The organism is Tolypothrix tenuis PCC 7101, from assembly GCF_963874875.1.
GTDB classification, from domain to species: Bacteria; Cyanobacteriota; Cyanobacteriia; order Cyanobacteriales; family Nostocaceae; genus Aulosira; species Aulosira tenue.
The window spans coordinates 8,033,707-8,051,758 of sequence record NZ_CAWNJS010000001.1 but is presented as its reverse complement, the minus strand read 5'-3'; the positions used below and the strand labels follow the sequence as shown (position 1 = coordinate 8,051,758).

Annotated in this window: 16 protein-coding genes; 10 read left to right on the top strand and 6 right to left on the bottom strand. The window is 43.0% G+C overall.

Annotated features, from left to right (window positions below; all coding sequences use genetic code 11):
* Positions 1-11 precede the first annotated feature (11 nt).
* The 3 genes from AACU25_RS31745 to AACU25_RS31735 all read left to right on the top strand — a co-directional run bounded on the left by AACU25_RS31745 (position 12) and on the right by AACU25_RS31735 (position 5,598).
* Positions 12-1,295, top strand: a complete 1,284-nt coding sequence (locus tag AACU25_RS31745; protein ID WP_096582519.1) for a valine--pyruvate transaminase — start codon at positions 12-14, stop codon at positions 1,293-1,295.
* Between the two features lie 209 nt (positions 1,296-1,504).
* On the top strand, positions 1,505-2,131 hold the full coding sequence (rimM, locus tag AACU25_RS31740) for a ribosome maturation factor RimM (RefSeq protein WP_096582517.1): 627 nt from the start codon (positions 1,505-1,507) through the stop codon (positions 2,129-2,131).
* 1,085 nt (positions 2,132-3,216) lie between these two features.
* Positions 3,217-5,598, top strand: coding sequence for a phosphoketolase family protein (locus AACU25_RS31735; protein WP_096584335.1), 2,382 nt, complete (start codon positions 3,217-3,219; stop codon positions 5,596-5,598).
* Positions 5,599-5,650: 52 nt separating this feature from the next.
* Here AACU25_RS31735 and AACU25_RS31730 read toward each other — a convergent pair whose 3' ends face one another.
* On the bottom strand, positions 5,651-5,911 hold the full coding sequence (locus AACU25_RS31730; protein ID WP_096582513.1) for a hypothetical protein: 261 nt from the start codon (positions 5,909-5,911) through the stop codon (positions 5,651-5,653).
* Between the two features lie 775 nt (positions 5,912-6,686).
* Here AACU25_RS31730 and gap point away from each other — a divergent pair.
* From gap to AACU25_RS31715, 3 genes are all read left to right on the top strand, one after another.
* A complete protein-coding gene (gap, locus tag AACU25_RS31725) occupies positions 6,687-7,718 on the top strand; it encodes a type I glyceraldehyde-3-phosphate dehydrogenase (RefSeq protein ID WP_096582511.1) in 1,032 nt (343 codons plus the stop codon).
* Between the two features lie 310 nt (positions 7,719-8,028).
* The gene (pyk, locus tag AACU25_RS31720) at positions 8,029-9,459 is read left to right on the top strand and encodes a pyruvate kinase (RefSeq protein WP_096582507.1); all 1,431 of its coding nucleotides are present in this window, start codon (positions 8,029-8,031) and stop codon (positions 9,457-9,459) included.
* 279 nt (positions 9,460-9,738) lie between these two features.
* Positions 9,739-10,746 carry a transaldolase gene (locus AACU25_RS31715; RefSeq protein ID WP_096582505.1) on the top strand — a complete coding sequence of 336 codons (1,008 nt, stop codon included), beginning with the start codon at positions 9,739-9,741 and terminating at the stop codon, positions 10,744-10,746.
* Between the two features lie 87 nt (positions 10,747-10,833).
* Here AACU25_RS31715 and AACU25_RS31710 read toward each other — a convergent pair whose 3' ends face one another.
* Genes AACU25_RS31710 through AACU25_RS31705 form a run of 3 tightly spaced genes read right to left on the bottom strand, consistent with a single transcriptional unit; the run spans position 10,834 to position 12,162 of the window.
* On the bottom strand, positions 10,834-11,043 hold the full coding sequence (locus AACU25_RS31710) for a DUF6887 family protein (RefSeq protein WP_096582503.1): 210 nt from the start codon (positions 11,041-11,043) through the stop codon (positions 10,834-10,836).
* Entirely contained in the window at positions 11,040-11,228 is a 189-nt protein-coding gene (locus AACU25_RS37015; protein ID WP_096582501.1) for a DUF6888 family protein, read from the bottom strand. The genes AACU25_RS31710 and AACU25_RS37015 overlap by 4 nt, the downstream gene beginning before the upstream one ends.
* A gap of 37 nt (positions 11,229-11,265) precedes the next feature.
* Positions 11,266-12,162 (bottom strand): hypothetical protein, encoded by an 897-nt coding sequence (locus tag AACU25_RS31705; RefSeq protein ID WP_096582499.1) that lies wholly within the window; start codon positions 12,160-12,162, stop codon positions 11,266-11,268.
* Between the two features lie 135 nt (positions 12,163-12,297).
* Here AACU25_RS31705 and AACU25_RS31700 point away from each other — a divergent pair, with 135 nt between their 5' ends.
* The 4 genes from AACU25_RS31700 to AACU25_RS31685 all read left to right on the top strand — a co-directional run bounded on the left by AACU25_RS31700 (position 12,298) and on the right by AACU25_RS31685 (position 15,663).
* Complete coding sequence (locus AACU25_RS31700) at positions 12,298-13,212, top strand: metallophosphoesterase family protein (protein WP_096582497.1); 915 nt, start codon at positions 12,298-12,300, stop codon at positions 13,210-13,212.
* Between the two features lie 72 nt (positions 13,213-13,284).
* Entirely contained in the window at positions 13,285-14,655 is a 1,371-nt protein-coding gene (locus tag AACU25_RS31695) for an AAA family ATPase (RefSeq protein ID WP_096582495.1), read from the top strand.
* Positions 14,652-15,302 (top strand): retron system putative HNH endonuclease, encoded by a 651-nt coding sequence (locus AACU25_RS31690; protein WP_096582493.1) that lies wholly within the window; start codon positions 14,652-14,654, stop codon positions 15,300-15,302. The genes AACU25_RS31695 and AACU25_RS31690 overlap by 4 nt, the downstream gene beginning before the upstream one ends.
* 67 nt (positions 15,303-15,369) lie before the next feature.
* Positions 15,370-15,663 (top strand): antibiotic biosynthesis monooxygenase, encoded by a 294-nt coding sequence (locus AACU25_RS31685; RefSeq protein WP_096582491.1) that lies wholly within the window; start codon positions 15,370-15,372, stop codon positions 15,661-15,663.
* A 63-nt stretch (positions 15,664-15,726) separates the two neighbouring features.
* Here the strand turns inward: AACU25_RS31685 and trpE are convergent, their stop codons facing one another.
* Both trpE and AACU25_RS31675 read right to left on the bottom strand, forming a co-directional pair.
* On the bottom strand, positions 15,727-17,244 hold the full coding sequence (trpE, locus tag AACU25_RS31680; RefSeq protein ID WP_096582489.1) for an anthranilate synthase component I: 1,518 nt from the start codon (positions 17,242-17,244) through the stop codon (positions 15,727-15,729).
* 164 nt (positions 17,245-17,408) lie between these two features.
* Positions 17,409-17,828 carry a photosystem I reaction center subunit II PsaD gene (locus tag AACU25_RS31675; RefSeq protein ID WP_096582487.1) on the bottom strand — a complete coding sequence of 140 codons (420 nt, stop codon included), beginning with the start codon at positions 17,826-17,828 and terminating at the stop codon, positions 17,409-17,411.
* Between the last annotated feature and the right edge of the window lie 224 nt (positions 17,829-18,052).

Genomic DNA, 18,052 nt, shown 5'->3' with positions numbered 1-18,052 from the left:
CTTTACAGCCTATGAATCCTGCCCTTACGAAAATTGGCGCTCAAATGTCCAACCTGACTGGCGTTCGCGCAATTATGAAAGATATTGTGGAAACGTTAAAAGCTAATGCAGGGCAGGAATTAATTAATTTGAGTGCGGGTAATCCGTTGATTTTGCCTGCAGTAGAACGATTATGGCGGGATTGTACGGCAGATTTACTCGCTAGTTCGGAATATGGTGAGGTGGTTTGCCGATATGGTTCTAGCCAAGGTTATGCACCATTAATTGAAGCGATCGCCAATGATTTTAATCGCCGCTATGGGTTAAAGTTAAGCGATCGCAATATTTTAATTACTCCCGGTAGCCAAACTCTCTATTTTTACGCTGCTAATGCTTTTGGTGGTTACACTACTACTGGCGAACTGAAGCAAATTGTCTTACCTCTCAGCCCCGACTACACTGGTTATGGTGGAATTTGCTTGGTTCCAGAAGCTTTAATTGCTTATAAACCAGCTTTAGATATTGATGAGTCTGCCCACAGATTTAAATATCGCCCTGATTTTAGCCAGCTATCAATTTCTGAAACTACGGGTTGCGTGATTTTCTCCCGTCCTTGTAATCCTACAGGGAATGTGCTGACCGATGAGGAAGTGAGAAAAATTGCCGCCCTCGCTGCGCCTTACGATGTGCCAGTATTAATTGACTCCGCTTATGCGCCTCCCTTCCCAGCGCTGAATTTTACAGATATGTCCTTAATATTTGAGGAAAATATCATTCATTGCACTAGCTTATCCAAAGCGGGTTTACCTGGGGAAAGAATTGGAATTGCGATTGGGAATGAAAGGACTATTCAAGTTTTAGAGTCATTCCAAACAAATGCTAGCTTGCATTCTTCGCGTTATGGACAAGCGATCGCAGCCCGTGCTATCAATTCAGGTGCGTTAGCTGAAATTGCCGAACAAGTGATCCGCCCATTCTATCAAAACAAGTTCAGCGTGTTAGAAAATACACTAGATGCATCAATGCCCAAGGATTTACCTTGGTTCCTACATCGTGGTGAAGGTGCTATCTTTGCTTGGTTGTGGTTAAAAGATTTACCAATTACCGATTGGGAATTCTACCAAGAGTTGAAGAAAGTAGGTGTAATTGTTGTTCCCGGTAGTACGTTCTTCCCTGGCTTAAAAGAAGAATGGCCCCACAAGCAGCAATGTCTCCGCATCAGTCTCACTGGTAGCGATGAGGAATTAGTTACCGGAATGCGACGACTGGCGAAGGTAGCAGAACAAGCCTATCAAGGCGCGGCTGTAAGTGCTTAATATATTCGGTAGGGTATGTCTAGACTAAAATATGCATTATTCAAACTCTTGTGGGATGGGCATCTTGCCCGTCCGGGGCGGACAAGATGTCCACCCCACAAAAGAAAATTATGTTGCCACATTTTAGTCTTGTCAGTCCGGTAGGGTGTGTTATGCCGTAGGCTAACGCACCATCCAAGATTTTTGGTTTTTTAAATTAAATATTGAGAATGAACCGAGAAGGCGCAAAGAACACGAAGCCAGAAAAGAAAAAAGAGAATAATCCCAAATCCCAAATCCCAAATCCAAAATTGGATGATTGGCTAGAGATTGGGAAGATTGTTGCACCTCAAGGTTTGGCTGGGGAAATGCGGGTGTATCCGAATACCGACTTTCCCGAACGGTTTGAGGTACCGGGGAAACGCTGGTTATTGCGTCCTGGTGATACGGAACCGCAACCGATAGAATTAATCGCTGGGCGTTACATCGAAGGCAAAAATTTGTATGTAATTAAATTAGCTGGTGTGGAAAATCGCAACCAAGTAGAGGAATTACGTGGTTGTAAGATTATGGTGCCAGAAAGCGATCGCCCGCAATTGGCTGAAGATGAATTTTATGTTCCCGATTTGCTTGGCTTAGAAGTGTTTTTGCAAGCATCGGGTGAACTGGTAGGTAAAGTTGTAGATATCATTCCGGCTGGTAATGATTTATTAGAAGTAGAGTTAGATCCCACATTTGCACCAGATAAAAAACAAAAGACTGTTTTAATTCCCTTTGTAGAAGCGATCGCACCTTTTGTAGATATACCAGCGCGCAGAATAGAAATTACGCCCCCGCCTGGGTTATTGGAAATCTAATGATGAATTTGTAATTCGTAATTCGTAATTCGTAATTCGTAATTTGTAATTCGTAATTGTTCAAAATTTGCATCTAAGGGATTTCCAAGAAATAAATTATTCCATCTTGTGGGGCGGGCATCTTGCTATCGGTGTCAACTTAACGTGAAACCCTCATCAAGACTTAATTTTGCATCAAATCGCCTACCATCAAGATCCGCGTTACCCCTCCCCAGTTTTGTCTAAAGCCAAAACGTCCCCTCCCCTTGCCAAGGGGAGGGGTTAGGGGAGGGGTAAAATGCTTGTGGGGCAAGCCTTTTAACTTAAGTTGACACCAATGGCATCTTGCCCGCCACATAAACTGGGCGGACAAGATGTCCACCCCACAATAAATACTGGGATATTTTTTTATTTGGAAGTCCCTAATACCAAGTTGAAAAAAGAACGCGACAGATTGTAAGGGTAAGGCACTGCCCATTCGTGTCAACTTAACGTGAAATCCGCTTGGCGACAAGGTTCTGCCCTCACCCCCAACCCCTCTCCCACCAGGAGAGGGGAGCAAGAGATTTCGTTCCCCTTCTCCCGGGGGAGAAGGGGTTAGGGGATGAGGGCGCGAGGTATTTGTACAACGCCTTTAAGTTGACACAACTGGGCAGTGCCTTGTCCTCTAGAATATATTGATGTGTCGCAAACATTATTTGATTTGGTATAAGCAATTGAACAGAGGTCATATTTTTGATCCCCGTTAATATTTTGCTTTTTTATCTATTAATGCCATCAAAAAAGCAATAAATGTCTCTTAAAACACTAATTCATAATGTCTTAAGCTTTTAAATAAAACATTAATTTAATTTTAAAATAAGCTTAAAAATATCTAGGTAACCTGCTAAATTGGTTACGCTGACAAAGGATTTTTCCTTTGTATTTCTTCAGATTTATTTTAGATTTGACCGAATAACTGTATGTGACAAGGATTACTTGCTACATTTCCAGATAAATACTGGAAAACTTTGTCATGGGTAGGATGACACACAGCCTCTAGATTAGTAAACTTGCATACTGACTGTAATGAATTCGTCAAAATCCTCATGTAAATGGAGTTTGATATGACTTTAGCAAGTCCGATTCAATCCAAGCCTTTAAGGGATGAAGAATTGCGGAAGATAAACGCCTACTGGCGCGCCGCTAATTATCTTTCAGTAGGACAAATATATCTTCTGGACAATCCGCTGCTAAGAGAACCACTGAAGCTAGAACATGTCAAACCCAGACTGTTGGGTCACTGGGGAACAACACCGGGACTGAACTTTATTTACGTTCATCTCAATCGCGCGATCGCAAAATACGACCTCAACACCATCTACATTGCTGGCCCCGGTCATGGTGGCCCGGGATTGGTGGCTAATACTTACCTAGAAGGCACATATAGCAAGTTCTACCCGAACATCTCCCAAGATGCAGATGGGATGAAGCGCCTGTTTAAGCAATTTTCTTTTCCTGGCGGGATTCCTAGCCACGTTGCACCAGAAACCCCCGGTTCAATTCATGAAGGTGGGGAATTAGGCTATGCTTTATCTCACGCCTACGGTGCTGCTTTTGACAACCCCGATTTGCTGGTTGCTTGTGTAATTGGTGATGGAGAAGCTGAAACCGCAGCCTTAGCAGCGAGTTGGCATTCAAATAAGTTTCTTAACCCTGTCAATGATGGCGCTGTATTGCCGATTTTGCACCTCAATGGCTATAAAATTGCTAACCCCACATTGCTATCACGGTTAAGCCACGAAGAAATTGAGAACCTATTTTTAGGCTATGGCTATAAGCCTTACTTTGTCGAAGGTTCCGACCCAGCAACCGTACATCAGTTATTTGCCGCTACGCTGGATACAATAGTCACGGAAATTCAAAGTATTCAAAGAGAAGCCCGCGTACATGGTTTTAAAGACCGTCCGCAGTGGCCGATGATTATTTTAAGAACGCCTAAAGGCTGGACAGGGCCGAAAGAGGTAGATGGGAAAAAGACTGAAGATTTTTGGCGATCGCATCAAGTTCCCTTTGGGGAAATCGCCAACAAGCCAGAACACTTGAGATTACTCGAAGACTGGATGAAGAGTTACAAACCCGAAGAACTCTTCGACGCTAACGGTAGCTTAATTCCCGAACTAGCAGAACTAGCACCTCAGGGACATCGGCGCATGGGCGATAATCCCCACGCTAACGGCGGTATTCTACTGCGTGACTTAAAGTTACCCGATTTTGAAAACTACGCTGTTGATGTTCCGCAACCAGGAAAGGTCATTGGTGAAGCTACGAAAGTTTCCGGTCAGTTTCTACGCGATGTCCTTAAACTGAACCAGGAAAGCCGCAACTTCCGCATTGTTGGGCCAGATGAAACCCAATCAAATCGCCTAGATGCGGTATTTGAAGTTACAGACCGGACATGGATTGCTAAAACTCTCCCAGAGGATGAACACCTTTCTCCTGATGGGCGGGTGATGGAAATTCTCAGTGAAACTACCTGCCAAGGTTGGTTAGAAGGCTACTTGCTTACAGGTCGTCATGGATTCTTCTCCTGCTATGAAGCCTTCATCCACATCATTGATTCGATGTTTAACCAACACGCCAAGTGGCTAAAAACTACCCGTCACATCCCCTGGCGTAGACCTATTGCATCACTGAATTATCTGCTAACCTCCCATGTGTGGCGACAAGACCATAACGGTTTCTCTCACCAAGACCCTGGTTTTATCGACCATGTGATTAACAAAAAATCAGAAATCATTCGCGTTTATCTTCCCCCCGATGCCAATACTTTGTTGTCGGTAACCGACCATTGTCTGAGAAGCCGCAACTATGTCAACGTGATTGTTGCTGGTAAGCAACCAGCCCTACAATATTTAGATATGGATGCCGCTATCAAACACTGCACCAAAGGTATTGGCATTTGGGAATGGGCTAGTAACGACCAAAACAGCGAACCAGATGTAGTTATGGCTTGTGCTGGGGATATTCCCACCTTAGAAACCTTAGCGGCGGTGGATATATTGCGTCAGCATTTCCCCGACTTAAAAGTCCGGGTAGTCAACGTAGTCGATTTAATGACACTACAGCCAAAAAGCGAACATCCTCACGGTTTAAGCCCCAAAGATTTCGATACCATTTTTACTACCAACAAACCAGTAATCTTTGCTTTTCATGGCTATCCTTGGCTAATTCATCGCTTAACCTATCGCCATACAAACCATAACAACATCCACGTCCGCGGCTACAAAGAAGAAGGAACCACCACCACACCCTTTGATATGGTTGTCCTCAACGATCTCGATCGCTTCCACTTAGTCATGGACGTATGCGATCGCGTACCGCAACTAGGATATAAGGCAGCTTACGTCAAGCAAATGGTGCAAGATAAGCTCATTGAGCATAAACACTACATTCGGCGCTATGGCGAAGATATGCCAGAAATTCGCGATTGGCAATGGCCCTACTAGGGACTGCTAATAGGCAGGGGGCAGGAAGATGAGGAGATGAAAATTCCATAACTTAACAAAAATCATCACGTTGGTGACCAACCTCATCACGTTGGTGACCAACATCATCACATTGGTGACCAACCTCATTACATTGGTGACCAACATCATCGCGTTGGTGACCAACATCATCGCGTTGGTGACCAACATCATCGCGTTGGTGACCAACATCATCGCGTTGGTGACCAACCTCATCACGTTGGTGACCAACATCATCACATTGGTTATAAGGGATTTCTAAGAAATAAATTATTCCATCTGGTGGGGCGGGCAAGATGCCATACGTGTCAACTTATGCCAAAAGCTATATAGGGCAGGCTTTGTACAAATACCTCGCGCCCTCATCCCCTAACCCCTTCTCCCCCGGGAGAAGGGGAACTAAATCTCTTGCTCCCCTCTCCCACAGGGAGCTACGGTGTACACACAAGTTATCGAATCACTACCAGTCCTAGAATTACCCCACCCTAACCCTCCCCTTGCAAAGGGGAGCCACTGCGTTGCGGGGGTTCCCCCCGTTGTAGCAAGTGGCGTGAGGGAACTTGATTTTCTTGTTTCCCCCCTTGTCAAGGGGGGATTAAGGGGGGTAAAACCCGGATCTCAAAATAACTCCGATTTGTGTGTACACCGTAGCCCTGTGGGAGAGGGGCTGGGGGTGAGGGTAAAACCTCGCAACCAAACGGGTTTCACCTTAAGTTGACACCATTGACAAGATGTCCACCCCACAATAAATACTGTGATATTTTTTATTTGGAAGTCCCTAACAAAGCTCAATAATCCTTTATCTTCCCATTACCAATTACCAATTACCCATTACCCCTTCCCCAATCCCCAATCCCCAGTCCCCAATCCCCAATCCCCATTACCCAATCCCCAATCCCCAGTCCCCATTCCCCATGCCCAAAACCTTAAAATATGCCAAGAAAATAGGCTCTTCACAACTTTTGACTGTAACGATCAGCTAAGTCAGACCCAAATCATGCAAGCTGAATGCAGCGTTGAAGATAGGGTAATAGCCCTAAATTGCAATTGTCGAAACGGGAGGTTTCATTTTGGCTAAGTTAAAAGTAGGTATTAATGGATTTGGTCGGATCGGGCGGCTTGTGCTTCGCGCTGGCATTAATAACCCCAATATTGAATTTGTGGGGATCAACGATCTAGTACCATCAGATAACCTGGCTTATCTATTTAAATATGATTCAACCCACGGTAAATTTAAAGGTAAGGTAGAAGCAAGGGAAGATGGCATCGTTATTGATGGGCATTTTATTCCCTGTGTATCAGTTCGTAATCCGGCTGAGTTACCTTGGGGAAAATTAGGTGTAGATTACGTTGTGGAAGCTACAGGGCTGTTTACCGGACAAGAGGGAGCCACAAATCACCTCAAAGCTGGTGCCAAGCGTGTAGTAATCTCTGCTCCTACTAAAGATCCTGACCTAGTTCCTACTTTGCTGATGGGTGTTAATCATCAGCTATTTGATCCCAGTAAGCATACAATTGTTTCTAATGCTAGCTGTACCACCAACTGTTTGGCTCCCGTAGCTAAGGTAATCAATGATAATTTCGGCTTGACCGAAGGTTTGATGACCACAGTTCACGCCATGACCGCTACTCAACCAACAGTAGATGGCCCTAGCAAAAAAGACTGGCGCGGTGGTAGAGGTGCAGCCCAAAATATCATTCCTTCTTCCACTGGTGCAGCTAAAGCTGTAGCACTAGTTTTACCAGAATTGAAGGGTAAGTTAACTGGGATGGCGTTCCGGGTTCCTACTCCCGATGTTTCTGTAGTTGACTTAACTTTCAAGACAGCCAAAGCCACTAGTTACAAAGAAATTTGTGCAGCCATGAAAGCTGCTTCTGAAGGAGAACTCAAAGGAATCCTTGGCTACAGTGACGAAGAAGTCGTTTCCACCGATTTTCAGGGCGATATCCACTCCAGTATCTTTGATGCGGGTGCTGGCATTGAACTCAACGCCAACTTCTTTAAAGTAGTCGCTTGGTATGACAACGAATGGGGCTACTCAAATCGTGTAGTTGACCTCATGTTATCAATGGCGCAGAAAGAACAATTGGCGCTTGTATAGGGCATGGGGCATTGGGCATTGGGCATGGGGTAATGGGTAATGGGTAATTGGTAATTGGTAATTGGTAATTGGAATTTTTCCCCTCATCCCCAGTCCCCAATCCCCAGTACCCAATCCCCAGTCCCCAGTCCCCAATCCCCAATCCCCAATCCCCAAATTCCCCCAATCCCTACCTTGACAACAAAAGAAAATAGAAAGTATTTTTACGGGCATAAAAGTTATATGAAGCACTTGCAATTTCGGATAGTTTAGCTATCTATGTTGTAGGTTCTGGGATGAAACCCAGGATATTCCTAAACACCCAATTTTTATGCGTCGAACCAAAATTATCTGTACTGTAGGGCCTGCTACATCTTCTCCTGAGCGCCTAGAAGCTTTGATTGATGCGGGGATGAATATGGCACGGCTGAATTTTTCTCATGGGGCTTATGAAGCCCACGGTCAAACTGCTCACTACATTAGACAAATTAGTAGCAGACAGCACAAGTCAATAGCAATTATGCAAGACTTGTGTGGCCCAAAAATCCGCTTGGGGACTTTACCACCAGAAGGGCTAATGGTTGAGGCTGGTAGCGAAGTCACCTTTGTTTTACAAGAAAAGGGCGAAAGTGTTGATGAACTGCCTTTGCCATTGCCAACTTTGTTTGCAATGGTACGACCTGGTGAACCGATTTCGATTAATGACGGTCGTGTAAAATTGGTTGTGAGCGATCGCGATGCCGATCGCATTCGGGCTTATGTGAAAATTGGCGGTTTAATTTCCACTCATAAGGGGGTAAACCTACCACAAACTCGTTTACCCATGAGTTCCATCACCGAAAAGGACTTGCAGGATTTGCGGTTTGGCATCCAGTTGGGTGTGGATTGGGTAGCAGTTTCTTTTGTACAATCACCCCGAGATTTAGAACCAGCTCAACGGATGATTGAATCTGCTGGGGGCAAAATTCGGGTAATTGCCAAAATTGAACGCCCAGAAGCAGTTAAGGATTTTGACAGCATTCTCGAAGCTGCTGACGGGATTATGATTGCCCGTGGTGATTTAGGGGTGGAAATGCCGATTCACGAAGTCCCCCTAATTCAAAAAGATATTATTCGCCGTTGTAATCAGGCGGGTAAACCTGTGATTACTGCCACTCAAATGCTGGAATCGATGATCAGCGCGCCTGATCCCACCCGCGCCGAAGCCACAGACGTTGCTAACTCGATTTGGGATGGTACAGATGCTGTCATGCTTTCTGGGGAAACGGCTGTAGGTCAATATCCGATTGCCGCAGTGGAAATGATGCACAATATTGCCATTCGCACAGAACAGTCTTTGCATGAAGGCAGCAAACATTCTTGGTGTCGTGAAGCTGGGACTTTGAGTGTCACCGAATCTGTAGCTGAAGCAGTTTGTCGAATTGCTTATGAAACAGGCGCAAGGGCAATTCTTTGTAATACTTCTTCGGGAAGTACAGCGCAGTTAGTTTCTAAATATCGTCCATCAACGCCAATTATTGCCCTCACCTCTGATGAAGTCTCCTACCGTCAGCTAGCACTTTCCTGGGGTGTAGAAGCTTTATTAATTCCCCCAGTCCACAGCGCCGAAGAAATGTTTTTGAACGTAGTCAACAGCGTCGTAGACATGGGTTTAGCCAAAGACGGCGATAAAGTCGTGATTACCTCCGGCGTACCAATTGGTAAATCAGGAACAACTAGCTTAATTAAAGTGCATTCTATTGGACAGCCAATCTTGGCATAAGGTCTCTAAAATAGGGCTGAAGCTTAAGGTGATCAGTATACTTGGGCAACAATTAAGAAAAGTTGCCAGAATCAGAATAGAAGGAACAGCAATAAGTGTAAATAAGAGGGTAATCGATAAAGATTGGGGACTGGGGATTAGGGACTGGGGATTAGGGACTAATATTTTGACTCAGCACTCAGCACTCTTGTACAGACGCGATTCATCGCGTCTCTCCAACTCAGCACTTGATGCCTTTATGCAGTAAATCCTAAATAAGCAAACAAAACGGAGCAATTTATGTCTAAAAACCTACTCGAACAGTTACGCACTATGACTGTAGTGGTTGCGGATACAGGTGATATCCAAGCGATTGAAAAGTTTAAACCCCAAGACGCAACTACCAATCCTTCACTGATTACTGCTGCGGCGAAAATGCCTGAGTATCAGGAAATTGTCGATCAAACTCTACTCCAAGCTAAGAAAGATGCTGGCGCAGGTGCTAGCCAAGCGCAAATTGTCACCATTGCTTTTGACCGTTTGGCGGTAGCTTTTGGGCTGAAGATTTTACAAATTATCCCCGGTCGGGTGTCTACAGAAGTAGATGCGCGCTTATCCTTCGATACCGAAGCTACTGTTACCAAAGCCAGAGAATTAATTGCTCAATACAAAGCTGCGGGTGTTTCTCGCGATCGCGTGTTGATTAAAATTGCCACCACCTGGGAAGGTATCCGGGCTGCGGAAATCCTGGAAAAAGAAGGCATTCATTGTAACTTAACACTATTGTTTGGATTGCACCAAGCGATCGCCTGTGCTGAAGCTGGCGTTACCCTCATTTCTCCCTTCGTCGGTCGCATCCTCGACTGGTACAAGAAAGATTCTGGACGGGATAGCTATGCACCAGCAGAAGACCCAGGTGTATTATCAGTAACCAAGATTTACAACTACTACAAGAAATTCGGCTACAAAACCGAAGTTATGGGAGCTAGCTTCCGTAACATTGGCGAAATCACTGAATTAGCTGGTAGCGATTTGCTCACCATCTCCCCATCATTGCTAGCTGAACTGCAAGCAACCATTGGCGAACTACCACGCAAACTCGACCCCGCTAATGCAGCCGGCTTGGAAATTGAAAAAATCTCCATCGACAAAGCCACCTTTGACAAAATGCACGCTAGCGATCGCATGGCTACTGACAAACTAGCAGAAGGTATTCAAGGTTTCACCAAAGCCTTAGAAGACCTAGAAAAACTGTTAGCTGACAGACTGGCTACTTTAGAAGCTAAATCTGCAACTCCTGTAGCTTAGAGATTCCCAATTAATAGGTATTTCGGAACTTAATAGTTGACTCTCAAACCCGGTTTAAAAAAGCCGGGTTTTTCGTTAACTGCGGAGTTAACCGGAATTGCGTTGTTGTTGACGCAGACGCTGTAGTTCTGGAAAGTTGCTTAAATCGTCTATGGTTTGTGGTGCTGGAAATATTTCACTACTTTCCGATTTAAATCTATCTATATAAACTTGAAAAGCTTCCTCATCTTCCCTGTGTTCTAGGATATATTTCCGCAATTCAGCACGGTTCATTGATATAAAATCCGGTTTGCTCATAAATATCTCCATTTCCCGTTTGGGTAAATTAAAATTTCGGTTTCCTCTCCAGCTAAAATGACAACATCCCTTGTACGCTCATCTATCCGAATTAAATATATTGGTAGATACATCTTAGTTGCCCAATAGCCAAGAATAAAACAAGTTCGCATTTGTTCTTGGGTTGGGATGAATTTTTCAGACAATCACGTCTCCTCCTCGCCTCATTTCTTTATTTCTCTACTAACTCACACGCCGTTTAAAAATAATCATCTCATTTCCAACAACAGGATTCCGCGCTATCAATCTATCTTGAAAATCAACCACCTCTAAATGAGTAAAATCGAGTTCTTGAGAGCGTTGTAAGATATCGGCTGCGAGTGTATCCTGTTGAGTTTCGCTGAGGGTATACCAATCATCGCTAATTTTTACCGTTAAATTACTAGTCCGAAAATTGGCTTGAATTGATTTTATAAGTCCAGAAGCAACGCGATCGCTAATCTCCGCTACTCGATTTTCGATAGCTGCAATTAAAACTTGTTCTGGTGTTAATTGCACAGCTGGCGTTGGCGTTGGTTCTGGTGTCGGTTCCGGTGTTGATGTTGCTTCCGGTGTTGGCGTTGCTTCTGGTGTTGGAATTACTTCCGGTGTCGGTGTTGGTTCTATTTCTGGTTCCGGTGGCGAAACTTCTGCTGATGGCGACGGTGTTACTTCTTCCGGTGCTGGAGTTTCTGGGGTGGTAGACTCTGGCGAAGGCGGAGTAGTGATCGTTGGCGTTGGCGTTGTCACTTCTTCAGCAGGAGGTGCGATCGCAACTTCAGCAGGCTTATTCGTAAACAAGCTAGTAGTTGTCCACACTAAAACCACAGCAATACTAGCAATAATCCCTGTCAAAGCTGTATCAGACAACTTTGCAGACAAATTCGCTGGTAAAAAATTGCGAACTTTAGCCAGCAATCCACCCCAAAAACCAGGAGTTTCCGCAGTTCCCGGTGGCGGTGCTGTTTCTAGCTTCACCACCGCCGACTCTAACAGCCTAATTGTCCCCCTGAGAAATTGGATAATAGCAGACTTCCAAACTGGCTGGTTTCTCTGATAAGGTCTTTGGGGACGTTGTGATTTCGGATTGTCTTGCGACATGGAACTTTCACCAAGAGCAACGAATCAAATAAAAATCAAATACATTATTGAGCAATGCAGCTTCTTCTGCCTTAATGTATCACTTCATTGTCCATTGCTCTGGCTAAACTGACTAGTTGTGGAATTGAATCATTTATGAACCTAAAACGCCGCCAATTTTTATTTTTAAGTAGCCTTGGTTTTGTTGGTACAGGATTAACCTGGATATTAACTCGGCAAAATAGTCAAAGTGCTGATTTAGCTCAAGCAGAAACAGCGATCGCAGCTAATCCACCCAAAAAAGACTTACTACTGCGTTTTGTCTCAGTTGCAGATACAGGTACAGGTGCAAAAGGACAATATGCTGTAGCTAGAGCAATGACTAATTATCACAAAAAAAATCCTTATAACTTAGTCGTTTTAGCTGGTGATAATATTTATAACAACGGTGAAATTGAAAAAATTGCAGATGTATTTGAGCTTCCTTATAAAGATTTACTCAAGCAAGGTGTGAAATTTCAAGCTTGTTTAGGCAATCATGATATTCGCACTGCAAATGGCGATCCACAAGTTAAATATCCCGGCTTTAATATGAAGGGACGCTACTATACCTTTAGCCAAGGAAATGTACAATTTTTTGCGCTAGATACTAACGGTAACGCTGACTGGAAAAACCAGCTAACTTGGTTAGAAAAACAATTAAGCCTCAGCAAAGCTGCATGGAAAGTAGTATTTGGACATCATCCTATTTATGCATCGGGAGCCTATGGTAGTAATCCCGATTTTATTAAAACTTTCACGCCTTTATTTCAAAAATACGGCGTACAACTTTATATCAATGGTCATGAACACCATTATGAACGTACCCGCTCAATTAATGGCACAACTTATTTAATATGTGGCGCAGGCGCAGGTAATCGTCCGGTAGGTAAAAATGAGTGGACAGAATACTCGACTAGCAATTTAAGTTTTGCCGCCTATGAAGTCTATGACGATAGAATAGAAATCAGCGGTATTGGCACTGATAACCAAGTGTTTGATAGGGGAGTAATTCAGTTAAAATCAGCTTAATACCTGGCTTTATAATTATATGTAGGGTGGGAATTTCTCACCCAATGAATTACATACAGCGTAATTAAAACTATGAAAGTCAAGCGCTTGATAATGCGATCATTCCGTGGAATCGGTGATTTCACGCTAGATTTAAATGAAAAAGAACCAACTATCCTAATTGGTATCAACGGCGTTGGTAAATCAAGTATTCTTGAATGTTTAGCTATTCTACTATCACAAGTTACAGGGCAGATTCAAGGCTCGATTGATTCTTTACGATTTTTTAATAAACAAGATATTGCTAATGGAGGTATAAAAACGCAAAATACAATTACTATTTTGCTTGAATCACAAGAATTAACATGGTCATTAGCTGCTGAGGATTTTGATTTACAAAATCAGATTCAAGAGATTTTTAAATTAGAAAAAAAGCTAAAAGATACTTTTAAATTTACTAAAAATATAGACAATATTAGGGTAAAATTAGAAAATCTACGTACATCATTAGAGAATGAGATACGTAGCCATTTAGTTGAAGATTTAAAAATAGCAGTTAGTTATTTAAATAGTAAGTTAGAAACCTTTACTGAAGCTAATATTCCTTTAGCAGTCTACTATCCTGTTAATCGTGCTGTCATTGATATGCCTCTTGAAATTTCAGAAGCATATTCATGTAAACAAGTAGACGCTTATGAGCGGGCACTGATGGGAGGAATAATAGACTTCAAAAGCTTTTTTGAATGGTTTAGAAATCGAGAAGATTTAGAAAATGAGAGAAGACGGGATAACTCAGCTTATCGAGATAAACAGTTAGAAGCAGTAAGACAAGCTATTTCTTCATTAATACCAGATTTTTCCGACTTACGCGTTGAGCGTTCTCCCTTGCGAATGACTGTGAGAAAACAAGGTGAAGAACTCATTGTTAATCAACTATCTGACGGCGAAAAATGCTTGCTAGCGATGGTAGGAGATTTAGCAAGAAGATTAGCAATAGCTAACCCAGGTTTATCAGAACCACTCCAAGGCGCTGGCGTGGTTTTAATTGATGAAATTGAACTACATCTACACCCAAAATGGCAAAGAGAAATTATCCCAGCTTTAACAAGAACATTCCCTAATTGTCAATTTATTGTTACTACACATTCCCCACAGGTAATTAGTCAAGTTAAACCTGAAGGAATTTATATATTAGAAAAGACTGATAATGGTGTTATAGCAAAACGTCCAGAAAGTTCCTTTGGTAGAGATAGCAATCGTATTTTAGAAGACTTAATGGATGTTCCAGAACGTCCACAAGAAATTAAGACAAGTCTTTTAGAATTGTTTAGATTGATTGATGCAGGTAATCTAGAAGATGCAAGAAAACTACGTCAACAGTTAGCAGCCGAAATAGGCGCAGATGAACCTGAGTTTGTACGCGCCGATGTACTCATCCGCCGAAAGGAAATTCTCAATCGATGAAGTACATCAAAAAGAATTCTGAACCAGGAAAATTTAGCAATTGGAAGGCTTTAGAAAACGACGATTGGAAACCTAATTGGGATGATAATTTTCAAAAACCTGAAAAAGCAATTGTGCATGATTCCCTATTACAAGAACAGGGATATATCTGCTGTTATTGCGGAATGCGAATCACCAGAGAAACAAGCCATATAGAACATCTCAAGCCTCGTAGTCATTACCAACATTTAGCACTGGAATATACAAATCTCATCGCTTCATGTCAAGGAGAAAGTGAAGAACCTCCTCCTGTTCCCGTACATTGTGGACATCATAAAAAGTATTGGTATGATGAGCTTCTGATGGTTTCACCTCTAGAAATAAACTGCACCGATTTCTTTAAATATCCTGCTTCGGGAGAAATCCAACCAACAGATGATCCAGCTAAACAGGCTGCTGCTAAAACGACTATAGAGAAGCTAGCACTCGATATTAACAAGCTACAAAATATGCGAAAAGTAGCAATTGATGCGGCGTTAATGGGTATTGAAGATTTAACTGATGAAGAAATACAGCAGCTTGCTGAAGGTTATAATCAAGTCGATGAGAACGGACAATATACTCCGTTTTGTGCTGCTATTATTTATTTACTCAAGAATTATTTTTGATTTGCCTATAGTCTATGCGATCGCATTATACTAAACGGCATCATCTTCAGTTTTCAAGGGATAGTTTATGATTCTTGAGGCAGTTATGCTTCATGTCAAACCCGGGATGGAATCAGAATTTGAATCTTCTTTTAAAACAGCTTCCAAGATTATCTCTTCCATTAAGGGATATTTATCTCATGAACTCCATCGCTGCATTGAAGTTAATGGTAAATATCTCTTACTCGTCAGATGGGAAACCTTAGAATCTCATACTGTAGAATTTAGAAGTTCTGCTGATTATCAAGAGTGGAAAAAGTTACTACATCATTTTTATGAGCCTTTTCCCACTGTTGAACATTTTGAAGCAGTGGAAATTTAGTAGGATGCGTTAGCGTTAGCGTAACGCATCCTACTTCAATTTTGCGCCTTGGTGTTAATTAATTTATCTTAAACAACGAATTGCTTCTAACAAACCTCTGGCTTTATTGAGTGTCTCTTCATATTCTTTTTCTGGTTCAGAATCAGCTACTAAACCAGCACCAGCTTGCACAGTAACTTGATGGTTATTAAATACCATTGTGCGAATTGCGATCGCACTATTTAATTGTCCTTCAAAATCGTAATAACCATAAACACCAGAGTAAACACCGCGACGGCTGGGTTCTAATTCGTGAATAATTTCCATAGCACGAATTTTCGGTGCACCGCTAACTGTACCAGCCGGGAAGCAAGCTTTGAGTAAATCCCATGCGGTTTTATCATCTGCTAACTTACCCACAACATTACTCACAATGTGCATCACATGAGAGTAACGTTCCACTACCATTAATTCATCAACCCTGACACTACCACTTTGACAAACACGTCCTAAATCGTTTCTTCCTAAATCTACCAGCATCACGTGTTCGGCAATTTCTTTGGGGTCTTGCAGCAAATCTTCGGCATAGGCTGCATCTTCCTTGCTAGTTTTACCCCTTGGGCGCGTTCCCGCAATCGGACGGACTGTGGCGATAATATCACCATCGCGATCGCGTTCTGCTTTTACCATCACTTCGGGGCTGGAGCCAATAATTTGCCAATCCTGAAAGTTAAAATACGCCATGTAAGGCGATGGATTAATTTGCCGCAACGAACGATAAAGGGCAAAAGGATCGCCTGTATATTCTGTTGACAATCGCTGAGAGATAACGACTTGAAAAATATCTCCAGCTTTGATGTATTGTTTGGCTTTTTCAACACTGGCGCAGAAGTCTTGACGCGTAAAGTTACTCGTATATTCCTCTATGGAAGAAACTTTACTTCTACTAGCTGGAGGTGTCCATTCAAAGATAGTTTTCTCTGGTGACAACGGCAAAGATAACTTACTGACCATTTGGGAGACGCGATCGCAAGCTTGTTGATAAGCTGCCTGTAAATCCACATTTGGATCGCGTAAATCAGCATAGGCGATCGCCCAAATTTTCCGCTTGACTTGGTCAAAAATTAACAGGTGGTCTACCTGCATCCACAACCCATCGGGAATATTTCTTTCATCCTGTGGATAAATTGGCACCCGGGGTTCTATCCAGTTAATCAATTCATAACCCCAAAAGCCAAACAACCCACCTATTCCTGGTGGCAGTTGTGGTAACTTAACTGGTTTATAAGGTTCTAAACAATTGGCTAAAGCTGTAAAAGGGTCGCCAGCAAACACCACTTGCGAACCATCACGGTGTGTTTGGGTTGTACTATCACCCCTAGCTTCTAATATCCACAGCGGATCGCAACCCAATAAACTATAACGACCTAGCTTTTCCCCGCCTTCCACAGATTCCAACAAAAAGCTGTAGGGTTGACCAGCACAGACCTTATACCAAGCTGATACTGGCGTATCCAGATCTGCCACCCATTCCTGATATACGGGAACGAAGTTACCTTGTGAAGCTAATTGAGAAAAATCAGAAAAATCGGGAAAAATCATAAACACAGTAAGGGATTGGGTATAGGGTATTGGGGATTGGGTTATAGAGCATAGGGCATAGGGTATCAGGTATTGAGATTGGATCAAAGTTTTTCTCTTCTCCATTCCCCAGTCCCTAGTCCCTAATCCCTAGTCCCTAATTCCCAGTCCCCAGTACCTAGTACCTATGCATCATAGGTATATTTACCACTGAACTTGATCGCTGATGGATTGGGATTTTCGCCAATTCTGCGTGGTACAAAACGTACTTTTTCACGGCCTGCATTCACCTTTTCAGGGAATACGCCATCAGCTGGGTGAATCAAAGAGGTTTCTCCGCCGGGTAAAATCCGGTAAATTTTGTAGTCTGTGATTTTAAATTTCCGGAGTTGACCACCCAAAGCTATACCATATTCTTTCCGAGCCAAGTACAGCAGGTTTTGACCTTGTTGCATAGTGGCTGCACCACCTGTTGGTAGTTCAAAAACTTGCGCCTTAGGGCTAGTCCAGGTGATAGCGTACTTTTCTTCCACTTCTGCTTTTTTGAGGAGGCCGCCAGTGCTGCCAGCAAACAGTGGAGTTTGTCCAGAAAGTGTTTCTGCCATAAAGTAGTCTCTCAACGTTTTTAGGGCATCCTAACACCGCCGACCGGATCATATTGCGATCGCGTTATAGACTGTAACAGTTTTTAATTGGGAATGGGGCATTGGGAATGGGGCATTGGGCATTGGGCATTGGGTAATGGGTAATGGAGATTAGTTATTTCCCCCTCATTCCCAGTCCCCAGTCCCCAGTCCCCAGTCCCCAGTCCCCAATCCCCAGTCCCCAG